Source organism: Mucilaginibacter aquariorum, assembly GCF_024498135.1.
In the GTDB taxonomy this organism is placed as follows: domain Bacteria; phylum Bacteroidota; class Bacteroidia; order Sphingobacteriales; family Sphingobacteriaceae; genus Mucilaginibacter; species Mucilaginibacter aquariorum.
Genome location: NZ_JANHOH010000001.1, coordinates 500,052 through 514,273 on the forward strand (window position 1 = coordinate 500,052; position 14,222 = coordinate 514,273).

General features: G+C 40.8%; 13 protein-coding genes. 6 read left to right on the forward strand and 7 right to left on the reverse strand.

Annotated elements, in window-relative coordinates:
- Positions 1-659 precede the first annotated feature (659 nt).
- From NPE20_RS02075 to NPE20_RS02100, 6 genes are all read left to right on the forward strand, one after another.
- Entirely contained in the window at positions 660-2,717 is a 2,058-nt protein-coding gene (locus tag NPE20_RS02075; protein ID WP_256536934.1) for a BatA domain-containing protein, read from the forward strand.
- A gap of 21 nt (positions 2,718-2,738) precedes the next feature.
- Positions 2,739-3,998 carry a dihydroorotase gene (locus tag NPE20_RS02080; RefSeq protein ID WP_256536935.1) on the forward strand — a complete coding sequence of 420 codons (1,260 nt, stop codon included), beginning with the start codon at positions 2,739-2,741 and terminating at the stop codon, positions 3,996-3,998.
- A 3-nt stretch (positions 3,999-4,001) separates the two neighbouring features.
- The gene (locus tag NPE20_RS02085; protein WP_256536936.1) at positions 4,002-4,670 is read left to right on the forward strand and encodes a hypothetical protein; all 669 of its coding nucleotides are present in this window, start codon (positions 4,002-4,004) and stop codon (positions 4,668-4,670) included.
- 70 nt (positions 4,671-4,740) lie between these two features.
- The gene (locus tag NPE20_RS02090) at positions 4,741-5,274 is read left to right on the forward strand and encodes a DUF4199 domain-containing protein (protein WP_256536937.1); all 534 of its coding nucleotides are present in this window, start codon (positions 4,741-4,743) and stop codon (positions 5,272-5,274) included.
- Between the two features lie 157 nt (positions 5,275-5,431).
- Positions 5,432-6,421, forward strand: coding sequence for a WD40/YVTN/BNR-like repeat-containing protein (locus NPE20_RS02095; protein WP_256536938.1), 990 nt, complete (start codon positions 5,432-5,434; stop codon positions 6,419-6,421).
- A complete protein-coding gene (locus tag NPE20_RS02100; RefSeq protein ID WP_256536939.1) occupies positions 6,421-6,849 on the forward strand; it encodes a hypothetical protein in 429 nt (142 codons plus the stop codon). Before NPE20_RS02095 ends, NPE20_RS02100 begins: the two co-directional genes overlap by 1 nt.
- Positions 6,850-6,922: 73 nt before the next feature.
- Here the strand turns inward: NPE20_RS02100 and rseP are convergent, their stop codons facing one another.
- The 7 genes from rseP to NPE20_RS02135 all read right to left on the reverse strand — a co-directional run bounded on the left by rseP (position 6,923) and on the right by NPE20_RS02135 (position 14,187).
- Positions 6,923-8,254: an RIP metalloprotease RseP gene (gene rseP / locus NPE20_RS02105; RefSeq protein WP_256536940.1), complete on the reverse strand. Its 1,332-nt coding sequence runs from the start codon at positions 8,252-8,254 to the stop codon at positions 6,923-6,925.
- Positions 8,255-8,270: 16 nt separating this feature from the next.
- On the reverse strand, positions 8,271-9,446 hold the full coding sequence (locus NPE20_RS02110) for a 1-deoxy-D-xylulose-5-phosphate reductoisomerase (protein WP_256538664.1): 1,176 nt from the start codon (positions 9,444-9,446) through the stop codon (positions 8,271-8,273).
- A 63-nt stretch (positions 9,447-9,509) separates the two neighbouring features.
- The gene (locus NPE20_RS02115) at positions 9,510-9,887 is read right to left on the reverse strand and encodes a four helix bundle protein (protein ID WP_256536941.1); all 378 of its coding nucleotides are present in this window, start codon (positions 9,885-9,887) and stop codon (positions 9,510-9,512) included.
- 38 nt (positions 9,888-9,925) lie between these two features.
- Complete coding sequence (locus NPE20_RS02120) at positions 9,926-11,425, reverse strand: GH3 auxin-responsive promoter family protein (RefSeq protein ID WP_256536942.1); 1,500 nt, start codon at positions 11,423-11,425, stop codon at positions 9,926-9,928.
- Positions 11,426-11,427: 2 nt separating this feature from the next.
- On the reverse strand, positions 11,428-12,156 hold the full coding sequence (locus NPE20_RS02125; RefSeq protein ID WP_256536943.1) for a hypothetical protein: 729 nt from the start codon (positions 12,154-12,156) through the stop codon (positions 11,428-11,430).
- A gap of 9 nt (positions 12,157-12,165) precedes the next feature.
- The gene (locus tag NPE20_RS02130; protein WP_256536944.1) at positions 12,166-13,134 is read right to left on the reverse strand and encodes a glycosyltransferase family 2 protein; all 969 of its coding nucleotides are present in this window, start codon (positions 13,132-13,134) and stop codon (positions 12,166-12,168) included.
- Between the two features lie 102 nt (positions 13,135-13,236).
- Positions 13,237-14,187, reverse strand: coding sequence for a glycosyltransferase family 2 protein (locus tag NPE20_RS02135; protein ID WP_256536945.1), 951 nt, complete (start codon positions 14,185-14,187; stop codon positions 13,237-13,239).
- Between the last annotated feature and the right edge of the window lie 35 nt (positions 14,188-14,222).

Genomic DNA, 14,222 nt, shown 5'->3' on the forward strand with positions numbered 1-14,222 from the left:
GTTTAGGCTTAAAGCTACATGAATGTTATGGTAAGCCCAAATATCGGGAGTTAAGAATTGCAGCTCTTACTCACCCGGTCATTGCTTCGCTCGACCACCCTCTCTTCGCCTGCGGCGGAAAGAGGGTTTAAGAAGTTTTTAATTCCCTCCTTTGGGAGCTACCGTGTACCCACATCTTTTCGTTGGATATATTTTTTATGACCCATAGGGTCTACCGCTTTGTAGCCAATGAAAGAAAACGTTTTTGCTCCATAGGAGCTACCCCTTTATCGCCATTTTTAGGATGAATGAGACTAATTACGCTACTTTTCTACGAACGGGTAGCCTCTACGAGGCATAAATCATGTTCGTTATTTTTTCTACAAAGCGGTAGAGCCTACGGCTCATTATCCTTGCCAAATTTTAAAAGATGTGGGTACACGGTAGCCCGTTAGGAGAGAATCGCGCAAGCCTCATGCTTTATATCTACTCAGTGTAAGGGATTGCAGTGGATACCGGCCTGTGATTAAGGCCTTTGCAGTATGAACGTAAAGCCTGGCCCGTTGGCTAACGGGAACACCAAAATATAATTGTAATTTGTTGTTATTGGCTCAAATGGGAATGGTTTATCTGCACATTAATTTGCAAATTTGTAACACATCCAATCGGGCATAATATTAATGCATTTTTTATATCCTGCTTTTCTATTTACACTGTTAACGCTGGCCATACCTGTCCTTATCCACCTGTTCAATTTCAGGCGGTATAAAAAGGTGTATTTCAGTAATGTACAGTTCCTAAAAGAAGTAAAGGAACAACAGGCAAGCCGCCGTAATTTAAAGGAGAGGCTCATATTAGCATCGCGATTGTTGGCCCTTTTGTTTTTAGTGCTGGCTTTTGCAAGGCCATTTATTCCGGGTAAAGAGGGTGCTAATGTGGGCAAACAGCAGGTAGTAAGCATTTTTGTAGATAATTCTTACTCCATGCAAACTCCGAACCGTGAGGGCTCGTTGCTGGATGAAGCCAAACAAAAAGCCAAACAAATTGCAGCTTCCTATTCTATAAACGACCGTTTCCAACTGCTTACACAAGATTTTGAGGGAAAACATCAGCGCCTGCTAAACCGCGGGGAATTTAATGATGCGGTAGATAGGGTTAAGATAAGTGCGCAAAGCAGGGAGCTAAATCAAATAATAGCCAGGCAGCAAAGTTTGCTGAACATGCAGGCAAACTCGCCAAAACAAAGTTATATCCTGTCCGATTTTCAGAAGAACATACAAAGCAGATCACCAGTAGCAGATGTCGGATTCCCGGTAAACCTGGTGCAGCTAAAAGCCAATCCGCTGCCCAACGTAGCGGTAGATTCGGTGTGGATGCTGAACGCCACGCATCGCCCGAGCGAAAGTGAAAGGATAGTGGTAAGATTGAGGAACTATGCTGATAAAGCTGCGGAGAAGATCCCGCTTAAGCTGATCATTAACGGTGTGCAAAAAGCGATAGGCAGTTTTACGGTTAACGCCAGATCGGCACAAACAGATACGTTATCGTTCTCTGGCTTGCAAGGCGGCTGGCAGCGTGCCGAAATTCAGTTACAGGATAACCCCATTACGTTTGATAATAAGTTTTACTTCACCTTTAATGTGAACAAACAATTGCCGGTGCTGCTGATAAACGATGGTACCGCCAATAAATATTTAAGCGCTGTTTTTGCTGCCGATGCATTTTTTGCGCCAAAACAGGTGCCCGGTGGTAATGTAGATTATGCCGGTTTAAGCACGTATCCTATTATAATATTAAGCGATATTAAAACGGTATCGGCAGGATTAGCACAAGCTTTAAAAACATATGTAAGCAAAGGGGGGACGTTGGTAGTGTTCCCATCGGCCGATGCGGATCTGAATAGCTATAAAGCATTCCTACAGCCTATAGGTGCCGCTTATCCGCAAAATTTAGTAACCGAAGCCACTAAAGTATCAGCTATAAATTTACAAAGCCCGGTGTTTAAAAGCATCTTTGAAGTATCACCACAAAACCCCGATCTGCCTTTGGTAAAGAAATATTATGCTTTAACCAGCGGGAGCCGACAGGGCGAATACTTAATGCGGATGCAGGCAGGCCAACCACTATGGCAGGGCTCTACATTAGGCAGGGGCAAGGTGTATGTAGCTGCGGTGGCATTAGATGAAGACTTTAGCAACCTACCGGTTCATGCGCTATTTGTGCCGGTAATGTTCAGGATAGCATTGTTGAGCGGGCACGACCAGTCTTTATTTTATACCGCCGGCAATAACGAACCTATAGAGACCGTTCCGCTGCAATCAACAGAGAAGCAATTGGTAAAGCTGGTAAAGGATAACGAAACCATTATACCCGATGTGAAACAACAGGAGGGAAGCACCATGCTTTACCTGCCCGCGCAACTGAGCGAAACCGGTATTTACGACCTAAAAAAGCAAGATAGCACGGCCGCGGTTTTGGCTTTTAATGACAACAGGAGCGAATCTGATCTATCCTATCTAAGCCCCAATGACCTGGAGAAATTATTCCCTAAAAACGCCACTTTACTAAATAGTGATAAATTAAATGCAGATAGTATTGCAGGCCCTGCAAATTCGGGGCTTCAATTATGGAAACTTTGTATAATTTTGGCAATGATATTTCTGGCTGCCGAAACCCTGTTGATAAGGTATTATAAAACCAACAAAACAAGCGTTTCGCAACCCACAGATAGTAACTAAACCCACCATAAAACAGCGCTAATGAATTTGCTAATCAAATCCGCCACTGTTGTAGACCCCGCTTCGCCTTTTAATAATAAGGTTGCCGATATTTTAATTGAAAAAGGCGTTATCAGTAAAATAGCAAAATCAATTGATGAAGATGTAAAAACTGTAGATGCAAAAGGCCATTACGTTTCACCCGGATTTTTTGACCTGAACTGTAATGTTGGCGAACTGGGTTTAGAAACTAAGGAGGACCTGCAAACCGGAACGGCAGCTGCTGCCGCAGGTGGTTTTACAGGTATCGCTTTAATGCCCAACACACAACCACCCGTGCATTCCAAAGCCGAAGTAGAATACCTGCTTAATCGGGCTAAAAATAACCTGGTTGATATATATCCCCTTGGGGCTATCTCCAGCAAGCGCGAGGGCAAAGATATGGCCGAGATGTTTGACATGTTTAAAAGCGGCGCAAAGGCCTTTACAGATGGCAATCGCCCGGTACAGGATGCCGGCCTGATGGAACGTGCGCTACTATATGTACAAAACTTTGGAGCCAAGGTTATTTCGTACCCGGAGGATACCTCTATAGCCGGTAAGGCAAAGGTGAACGAGGGTGTAGTAAGCACCATGCTGGGTATGAAAGGTATCCCCGCGCTGGCCGAAGAACTGATGATAGCCCGTGACCTGTACCTTGCCGAGGATACTAATTCTGAAATTCACTTTACTACTATATCTACCGAGCATGCGGTAGAGCTGATACGCGAAGCAAAGCGCAAAGGCGTAAAAGTTACCTGCGATGTTGCCGCCCATAATATTGTATTAACTGATGAAGCCTTAATGGGCTTTGATAGCTTGTATAAAGTAAAACCGCCATTGCGTACCCAAAAGGATGTAGATGCTTTGGTAGCCGGCTTAAAAGATGGCACTATAGATGCTATTGTATCACAGCACACCCCACACGAAATTGAGTTTAAGGACGTGGAATTTGAAGTTGCCGAATATGGTATCATAGGTTTGCAAACAGCATTCTCGCTTGCGCTGCAGGCGGGTTTATCGGTAGGGCAGATAGTGGAAAAACTGGCTATTAACCCACGTAAAATATTAAAGGTTGATGTACCAACATTAACAGAAGGCGCTATCGCCAACCTGGTTGTATTCGGCACAGATGGCGAATGGGAATATACCCGCGCGGCTAACCGCTCAAAAAGTTTTAATTCACCATTTATAGGGCAGAACTTAAAAGGAAAAGTATTGTTAACCTGTAATAACAACCAAATCTCAAAATTTAACAACTAACTCATGACCGACCCAAAAGTAAGATCAGCCATTACAGGTGCTTTAAAGGCTTTTACACAATATGGCAGCTTTGATGCCGCCGCACTTATCGAAAAATTTGATACCGTTTTTGCATCAGATGATGACTTTTTAACAAAGGTAGATTCGCTTGATGCCGTTTTTGATGAGCATCCACAGTTGGAAGAGATCCGCGAGATCTTCTTTGATATGCTGATGATCAACTTTTTTAGCGAAGATGTAAAGAAACTGGAAGATGATTACCTGGAAACCCAGGAATGGGAGGATATTGAAGAACAAACGCTTGACCGTGGTAGCGAGTTGTTGAATTTGCTCCTGTATCTGAACGAATGCGAGGACGAAAATATAGATCCTGAATTGGAAGATTATTTGAAAGAGTTTTTACTTGTTGATGAGGATGAGTTTCAGGATGAATACCGCATATACGAGCCGGTTATCGCTCACCAGGTGCTGATTGAAAGCCCTGTAAGCGAGATAAGCAAAGTGGCCAAAACCATCGCCGAAGATTCTGAAGTGAAAGAGCTGTTTTACCCCATGATCTGCTTTTTTCAAAACCCGGAAGCTGGTGAGGCTGAAAAAAGTGCCATCGCGGATAACGCCGTAAATAAACCATTTGATATGGCTGTTTTAGAAATATTGCTTAGCTTTAAATAAAATTAATTAAACAAAACCCTTATCAATTATGTCTAACGAAAACAGAAGCGCTTTAATTAATAAGCTGGCATTGCGTAATGGCCTGCTTATTGGCGGTATTTCAATTGTATTAACACTTATTTTTTGGATAGTAGATCCGTTAATGCAGTACACCAACACTTGGGTGTCATTGCTCATGTTTGTAATAATAATTGCGCTGTTTGTTATTTTTGGTCTTGAGATAAGAAAAGCCGTAGGAGGTTACTGGACGTTCGGCGAGGCATTTAAGGGCCTTTTTGTGATGTCGTTATATGTTTCCATACTATCAATCGCTTTCCATTATATTTTGTTCAATTTTATTGATCCCACCTTGGCCCAAAGAGCTGCGGATGCAGTTATTGCCAAACTAAACGATAGCTTAAGCAAATCGGGCGTATCTCAGGAGAAAATAGATGAAATCTCTAAATCTATAACTGGAAAATTTGATGCTTCATTTAAAAATGAGGCTATAAATTTAGGTGTTGGCATTATTATTTACGCCGTAATTGACCTTATAATTGCCGCAATCATTAAAAAAACTCCGCCACTTGCGCCAATAATAGATGACACAGATCCAACTGTTTAAGTAATTATTATATGCTAAAGAAGCCGCTTTATAATTGAAGCGGCTTTCTTGTTTCCGACTTTAATATAAACCAGCCTGCGTGAATGCCTTTTGCAACAGGCTAGATATTATATTTTTTCTATTTTTCTTAATTTTTTTCTTAGACTGTTAACTCTTTATGATCAAAAAAATACATTTAGTGCCCCTCCTAATTGCGCTGTCTGCAATAGCATGCACTAAAAAGGTTAATAATAATGAAATTATTAAACTGCCAAATACCGCCCCTACTTACGAAGTGTTGTATAAAACCAATGTAGAAAAGTATTTCAACACCTTTTATGCGGATATTGACAACGCAATTTCGTTAAGCAGTACCTATACTGATATAGGCATACAAGTTTCAAAGCGTGTTAACGGGGCTGATTTTAAGACCGTTTATACAAACAGGGCGGAAGCATCGCCCGGTAAATTTGTAATGCACAACAAAACCGGTTATTTTGAAGCCGGCGACAATACCAATCGTCATATTTACAGAACGACAGACGGCGGTAATACTTGGGTTAAAGTTAATGACGTTGGATGGTATGTTGTGGGTTTTGCGTTGCCCGATGAAAACAATGTTTTTATGATAAGTAAAAGCACTGTTTATAAAAGCCAGGACAATGGCCTTACCTGGAATATAAGCCTTGCCGAAAATTTTCAAAAGTCACCCGGAGGCATATACTTTGTAAATAGCAACATTGGTTTCCTCACGTTTGATAATGGCGAAATAATGCAAACGACAAATGGCGGTCAAAACTGGAAGAGCATTAAATTACCTACTGAAAATACCATTTCTAAGCTGTTTTTTGTTGATGCAAACAAGGGCTTTGCGATGGCCGTGGGCGATGCCAAACTTTATTCAACAATTAACGGCGGTACTTCCTGGACGGCTACCCCCCTAAGTATCCCTGTGAATAGCCCCAATATGTTTTTTTATCCTGACGGCAGAGGCGTCATCGTCATATCGGGCCAGTGGGTTTATTACACTAGGGATTTTGGCAAAACAACTAAACTTTTCTTAAGCGTCCCCGGTGGCAACTCTGCTGTAAACATCAGCGAAATAAGCGATACCAAGCTGATATTAGCTTTTGGAAAAAGCATTTATAAGTTAAACATTGATAAATAATGAAAAAGACCTTAATATATCTAATTACTTGGTGCAGCATTGCCGGTTTATCCCCGGGGTGTAAAACCGAAACGACTAACCCGGCAATAAAGTTTGAAGGCACATGGACCGCAACCTACACCATGCAAAGCGGCAGTTTTACGGACGATTACAAGCTATATAGCTGGACCGCCAAACTTGTTATAAACGCCGATGGTACCGCACATGCTACACATGGGACCGGCAATCCCATTATTAATAATGACAGCGTTGAAGAGGATTTTAGCTGGGCTAGGATTGACGATCATACCATGTACCTGCGCTCAAAAAACTGGTCGGTAACCAATAACACCATGAATTACGAGATCCGTGAGTATAGCAGCAACTACATAAAAATGGATGGCTTTGATGATAACTTGCAATTTTGGACGCTGATTATTAAAAAGTAATATCTAGTTTCATAAAAAAGAGCCGCTTCGAATACGAAGCGGCTCTTTTTTAAATCCTTAAAAGAACAGGTACTTACTTCTTCATTACCTGTTTTACAATATCATTACCGAAGGCGAATACCATCAGTGATATTAACAGTACAAAACCAACTATTTGCGCACGTTCCAGGAACTTATCGCTTAGCGGCTTGCCTTTTATCATCTCTATAATAAGGAAAACGGTATGACCACCATCCAAACCTGGTATAGGCAGTAAGTTGGTTAACGCCAGTACCATTGAAAGGAAGCCCACAAGGCTCCAAAAACGGATCCAGTCTACATGGCTGCCAAACATTACAGCGATGCCTATAGGGCTTGATATGGCTTTACGTGCCTTAACCTCACCGGTAAATATCTTAACTATGCCTTTGGCATTGTCAGTGAACATGCTCCATGCTTTGGTAGCACCAACAGGTAACGACCCAATGAAACCATATTTAATAGTAGTATCCTTTGGCAGTATCTCTTTTATAGGGCGCGAGAAACCAAGTTTGCCATTTTTATCAATCTGTGCAGATAGGGTTAATAAACTATCCCTTCGCTTTACAGAAAGCTGTACAAGCTTGTTCTTATTAGCCAATAACTGACTTTGAAACTCATCAAAGAAGGAAATTTTAGTATTGTTAATACCAACTATACTGTCACCTTTTGTAAGGCCGGCTTTTTTTGCGGCGCCGAAAACCGAATCGACACTAAATTTGCCACGTGGGGCACGGCTTATAAATTCTTCAATACCGTAATCAGACAGGTCATTAAGTATGGTTGGAGGTACTTTAATATCTAAATTTTGGTCACCACGTTGTACGTTCAGTACCGTTTTATCCAGCAATACTTTTGAGCTGATCAGGTCTTCGAAACGCACAATTGGCTTGCCGTTAACCGAGTTGATCTTATCACCGGCTTTAAGCCCCATTTTTTGACCTATAATTCCCGGTACTATACCGTATTTGATATTGGCGTTAGGTGTATATGTTTCGCCATAACGAATAGTTAATACCCAAAATATGAATATACCCACAATGATGTTAACAATAATACCGCCAAGCATTACAATTAAACGCTGCCAGGCCGGTTTTGAACGGAACTCCCATGGCTGCGGCGGGCCTGCCAGCTGATCGGTATCCATCGATTCATCTATCATACCGGCAATTTTAACATAGCCACCAAGTGGTAACCAGCCAATGCCGTATTCAACACCTTTATAGTTGAATTTAAAAAGACTTACACCCCAGGCATCAAAAAACAGGTAAAATTTCTCAACCTTTATTCCGAAAGCACGGGCAGCTAAAAAATGCCCGAACTCGTGTAGTATCACCAAAATTGAAAGACCAAGTATTAATTGGCCAACCATTATTAAAACGCTCATTCGTTATATTTATATATTAAGATTGTATTGCCTTTAACGGCATTTGTTGTATTAAATTTTGCGCAAATATGCGTGTTTCTTTATCAGTATTCAAATAGTCGTGTAAGGACGGTTCTTTGATGTAATTAATTTTCTGCATACAGGTTTCAATTACATCGCTCATGGCTAAAAAGCCGGTCTCATTCTTCAGGAAAGCCGCAACCACAACTTCGTTGGCCGCATTAATTATACAGGGCATGTTACCGCCGCGGTTCAGGGCCTCATAGGCCAATTTTAAGTTACGAAAAGTATCCATATCCGGTTTCTCGAACGTTAGATTTGGATACTCCATAAAATCGAAGCGTTTAAAACTCGTTTTAACACGGTTAGGGTAGGTTAGGGCATACTGGATGGGCAATTTCATATCCGGCAGGCCCATTTGCGCTTTTATAGAACCATCATTAAACTGTACCAGCGAATGAACTATTGACTGTGGATGCACGATCACATCTATCTGATCTGCCTGCAGATCGAACAACCATTTTGCCTCAATAACTTCCAGACCTTTGTTCATTAACGATGCCGAATCGATAGTTATTTTGGCACCCATTACCCAGTTGGGGTGTTTAAGTGCCTGCTCGCGGGTAACACCAGCCAAAAAATCGGTTGTTTTACCTCTAAAAGGCCCACCCGAAGCAGTAATAATTATCTTTTCTATTTTGCTGTAATCTTCACCCACAAGGCATTGGAAAATAGCAGAATGCTCACTATCTACAGGTAATATTTTAACGTTGTGTTCTTTAGCCAGGGCGGTTATCATCTCGCCGGCCACTACAAGTGTTTCCTTGTTTGCTAACGCGATATCTTTGCCTGCTTTTATAGCATTAATGGTAGGTTCCAACCCGGCAAAGCCAACCATAGCGGTCAACACAATATCAATATCCGGATGGGTAACCGTTTCCTTAATAGCTTCGTGTCCGCTCAAAACTTTTACAGGCAAATGGGCAAGCGCCTCTTTAACCTGCTGATATTTTGTTTCATCGCAGATGATGGCATACTGTGGCACAAACTCAATTGCCTGCTCAATAAGCAGATATGCATTTGAATATGCTGTAAGCATAAAAGCCTTGAATAATGGAGTGTTTTCCCTAATCACTTCAAGCGTTTGTGTGCCTACACTACCCGTAGAGCCAAGTATGGCTATAGACTTGATATTGTTAGATTGCTTTATTGTTCTATTGTTGATCAACGTCAGAATGTTAATATTGCTGTATTGTTAAACTTTAAGTCGTTCGTCTGTGAACTTTATTAGTTGGTGAATTTCTCTCGGCAAAGTGTCTAAAGTAAAAGATAATCTTGCATGTATTTCCGGAGTTATTAGATTTCTTGCTAACGCCTTATTACACCAATCTACACACTCTTTAACTGAACCAAAACTATAATAGTAAAATTTTATTTTATCCTTTTTATGATATCTGCCAAATCCTTCGGCTATATTAGCCGAGATTGAATCAGCTGCGTTAACAAATTGTTTTCCAATCGTATCCTTTGCAAAGTAATCCCATTTTAAAACTATGCCCCAAACTTCATTATTAAATGCGAAGGAAGATTTATAACAAGTTAAATCGTTTAGTTGTAAATAAGTCTTTTCCATTAATCCTCTAACAAGTCAACAATAAAGCAATACAACAATTAAACAATATAAAATTTTAATTCGTCCGCTATTTTCCTGTCGTTTGATAATCGCGGAACTTTGTTTTGTCCGCCAAGTTTTCCCTGGCTGCGCATATAGTTTATAAAAGTATCCTTTTTTAAACTTCTGACTATTAAAGGTTGCAATATGTTACCCTCAATAAGGTCAAAATAGTAAATATTTTTTTGCTGTAAGGCTTTATCTACCTTTAATGCGAATGCTGCCAGATCATTTGGCTCCTTGCCAAACTCTATAAACCACTCATGGTAAGGCAGTTCGCCTGCCTTTGGCGATACTTGCGGTGCAACGGTAAACTCAATCACGTCTACATCTTCTTCGGCGGCTACACTCATTAATGCTTGTTCAACTTCTTCACCAATCACATGCTCGCCAAAAGCCGAGATATAGTGCTTTATACGGCCGCTTACAATTATCCTGTATGGGTTTTTTGATACAAATTTTACTGTATCACCCAAACTGTATCCCCATAAACCTGCGCTGGTATTCATTATCAACGCGTAATTCTTATCAAGTTCTACATCTTTAAGATTGATGCGGGTTGGGGTATCGTTAAAATATTCATCCGATGGGATAAACTCATAGAATATGCCCGCATCAACCATCAGCAATAAACCTTTTTCTTTTTGCGAATCCTGGAAAGCGATAAAACCTTCAGATGCGGGGTAAGTCTCGATGCTGTCTATTTTAAAGCCAATGCTTTCTTCCATGCGGGCACGGTAAGGTTCATAATTTACACCACCATGCACATATAGCTTAAAATTCGGGAATATATCTTTGATCTTTTTCCCGCCGGATACTGCAGATAACCTGTCGAAGTACATTTGGCACCAGGGCGGTATGCCCGATATCAGGCGCATATCTTCTTTAACGGTTTCCTGTACAATGGCATCAACTTTTTCTTCCCAGTCATCAATACAATTGGTTTGGTAGGATGGAAGCCTGTTTTTTTGCAGATAGGCTGGTACATGATGCGCTACGATACCCGATAGCCTGCCGGTTGATACACCGGCTTTTTCATCTAATACAGGGCTGCCTTGCAGGAATATCATTTTGCCATCAACAAAATCGGCATTGCCTGTTTCGTGGATATAGCTTAATAAAGCATTACGGGCGGCTTTGATATGCTCGGGCATGCTTTCTTTTGAAATAGGGATGTATTTTACCCCCGATGTAGTGCCTGATGTTTTAGCCAGATAAGCAGGCTTGCCGGGCCAAAGCACATCAGCCTCGCCATGTGTTACACGTTCTATATAGGGTCGAAGCTCCTCATAATCGCGTACGGGAACATTCTTTTTAAAATCTTCGTAAGATGTTATTTCGCCGAAATGGTGGTCTTTACCAAAAGCGGTGTTTTTGGCATCGTTTACCAAGTTGCTGAAAGTTTTTTGTTGAAGCGCAACCGCATTATAGCGAATGGTATTTAATTGTTTATTTACATACCAGGCAAATACCTTACTTAATGCTGCTTTTAAACCCATAGTTAGTTGGTTTCGGCGATATCATCGTCTACATCCTGGTGACTGTAAACCAATTTGCGATAGGTAACAGCCAGTATAATATTCACAAATGGATAGGTAAACAAAATGGTTACAGATACTATAGGATAGTTTTGTGAAAGTTTTGCAGGCAATGCAATAAGTAAAATAATGATGCCTAATATTAAAAGCACCTTTAGTAAATAGCCGCGTGTTAGTTCAAAGCTTTGTTTTAATGATTCAATAGGGCCTGACGCATCATCAACTATAAATGTGTTAAAGAACATACTGCGCAGAGCAAGAAAAAGCCCGCCTATACCAGCTATTAGTTCGATAATAAACTGAATGTTCGGGCTCTCGTCAAAATAATCTATCAGTATGCCCAGGTTGGTTACTATAAAAGCAAATATGAATATAACCGCCAGATAGCTCCAAACCATTTTGGCTTTGGGTATAACTTGTATAAACTCAAAATCGTAGTATTCGCTGTCAATAACAGTAAAGATCAATTTATATAGCCCCAGTGTAGTGTAAGCCTGCAGCCAAACCAAAATAAAAGTTACTACCATTGATCCCCAGAAATCTTCCGGTGAGTATATAAAGCCAATAATGAGGCCAAGTACCCCCAATAAAAAGAAGGAAATAACGGAGTATACTATAATAGTTACAAAGTTTTTTCTAAAAATATTCCATGCAGCCTTTACGGTATCTGCAACAGAAAAAGGATGGTACATACTACGTTTTTATGATCTTTTTAACACTACACGCTTCCAAAAATCCTGCATAAATCCTAACCCGTAGGCTATCAATTGAGTGAAGGCAGCGATAATGCTCAAAAATGCGATTTTTGCTGATTTATTTTTCATCCAGGAGTGAAAAAATATTAACAAAATGTAAATTGTTAATATAATATTACACAATAATGCAATACGCCATTGGGCAATGTTGGCAATAATGGTAAATAGCATGCCCAGGGTAGCAAACGCCGGAAAAAAATGTACCAGCTTAAGCTGCGACGGAAAGAATTTATAAATATTTATACGTGCGCGACCAAAAAAGTGGATCTGCTTATAAAACTTCAGGAAATCGGTACGGCGTTTATGGTAAACTACAGCATCTGGTATTAACCCTATTTTATAGCCTAACGAGTGGATACGGATACTATATTCGATATCCTCGCCCAGGCGAGTGATGATAAAACCGCCCGCTTTTTCCCAAACCTGGCGAGAGATACCCATATTAAAACTACGCGGATGAAATTGACCTATCCCTTTTTTGCCACCGCGGATACCACCGGTAGTGAAAGGCGAGGTCATGGAATAGCTGATGGCCTTTTGCAAGGGTGTGAATGACTCATGTGCCCCATCCGGCCCGCCGTAAGCATCCAGCCAGTTTTTGTTAAGCGAATCGTTCACTATCTGTAAATAATCTGCCGGTATCAGGCAATCCGAGTCGAAAACTACAAAGTAATCGCCTTTAGCACGTTCAAAACCAAAATTACGGGTAAAACCCTGGCCTTCATTGGCTTTTTCAAAGTAGCGGATATTAAGCTTATTCTCGTAGCTTTTTACAATATCTTCGGCCCTGTTAACCGAGCCATCTTCAATAACCAAAACCTCAAACTGCTTATAGGTTTGCTGTGTAAGGGTTTCCAGCAATTCAGAAATTTCTTGCGGGCGGTTATATAAAGGTATGATGATGGAAAAAAACATTCTTTAAGTTAGATGTGAGACATTAGATGTGAGATATGAGACTGGAATTTGGATGAGCGTTTGTGTGATCTCAAATCTAATGTCTCAAATCTCATATCTGTACTAAACCGTTTCTTCTATTTGATATCGGTTACGCTCTGGGGCGCTGCGGGCAACAAGCTCGGCAACAAAGCCCGTTAAAAATAGCTGTGAGCCTAATAAAATAGCCACCAATGCAAAATAAAACAATGGGTTATCTGTAGGTTGCCTTGGCACAATGTGGTGTGCAAGATCATATAACTTTTCGCTTATTAAGTAAATGGCAATTATTATACCCGCGAAAAAGCTAAGCGTGCCCATAGCGCCAAAAAAGTGCATAGGGCGTTTTCCAAACTTGCCTACAAAGAATATGGATAGCAGGTCTAAAAAGCCATTAATAAAACGTGTCCAACCAAATTTGGTTTTGCCATACTTACGTGCGCGGTGTTCTACTACCTGCTCGCCAATTTTGGTGAAACCTGCCCATTTGGCCAGCACTGGTATATAGCGGTGCATTTCGCCGTACACTTCAATATTTTTTACAACTGTATTACGGTAGGCTTTTAAGCCGCAATTAAAATCGTGCAGGTTATTTATACCGCTCATTTTACGCGTGGCCGAATTAAATAGCTTGGTAGGGATGGTTTTAGTTAAAGGATCGTAACGTTTCGCTTTCCAGCCGGATATCAGATCATATTTATCTTCGGTAATACGACGGTACAAAACAGGTATTTCATCGGGACTATCCTGCAGATCGGCATCCATAGTGATAACCACTCTGCCTTTTGCTGCTTCAAAACCAATATTTAACGCTGCCGATTTACCATAGTTACGCCTGAATTTGAAACCTTTTATAAAAAGATTATTCTCTTTTAATTTCATGATCATATCCCAGGAACCATCCGTGCTGCCATCGTCAACTAAAATAATCTCGTAAGTGAAACGGTTCTCGTCCATTACACGGCTTATCCAGGAGGTAAGCTCAGGTAACGATTCAACTTCATTGTAAAGTGGTACTACTACTGATATATCCATTTATTGGGAAGATGCCCGGGCTGCCCAAATCAGCC

Excerpts from the sequence above, each read along its gene's own strand:
- NPE20_RS02080 (WP_256536935.1), top strand. The coding sequence starts at position 2,739 with ATGAATTTGCTAATCAAATCCGCCACTGTTGTAGACCCCGCTTCGCCT.
- NPE20_RS02115 (WP_256536941.1), bottom strand. The coding sequence starts at position 9,887 with ATGGAAAAGACTTATTTACAACTAAACGATTTAACTTGTTATAAATCT.
- NPE20_RS02130 (WP_256536944.1), bottom strand. The coding sequence starts at position 13,134 with ATGTTTTTTTCCATCATCATACCTTTATATAACCGCCCGCAAGAAATT.
- NPE20_RS02095 (WP_256536938.1), top strand. The coding sequence starts at position 5,432 with ATGATCAAAAAAATACATTTAGTGCCCCTCCTAATTGCGCTGTCTGCA.
- rseP (WP_256536940.1), bottom strand. The coding sequence starts at position 8,254 with ATGAGCGTTTTAATAATGGTTGGCCAATTAATACTTGGTCTTTCAATT.
- NPE20_RS02135 (WP_256536945.1), bottom strand. The coding sequence starts at position 14,187 with ATGGATATATCAGTAGTAGTACCACTTTACAATGAAGTTGAATCGTTA.
- NPE20_RS02100 (WP_256536939.1), top strand. The coding sequence starts at position 6,421 with ATGAAAAAGACCTTAATATATCTAATTACTTGGTGCAGCATTGCCGGT.
- NPE20_RS02120 (WP_256536942.1), bottom strand. The coding sequence starts at position 11,425 with ATGGGTTTAAAAGCAGCATTAAGTAAGGTATTTGCCTGGTATGTAAAT.
- NPE20_RS02085 (WP_256536936.1), top strand. The coding sequence starts at position 4,002 with ATGACCGACCCAAAAGTAAGATCAGCCATTACAGGTGCTTTAAAGGCT.
- NPE20_RS02125 (WP_256536943.1), bottom strand. The coding sequence starts at position 12,156 with ATGTACCATCCTTTTTCTGTTGCAGATACCGTAAAGGCTGCATGGAAT.
- NPE20_RS02075 (WP_256536934.1), top strand. The coding sequence starts at position 660 with ATGCATTTTTTATATCCTGCTTTTCTATTTACACTGTTAACGCTGGCC.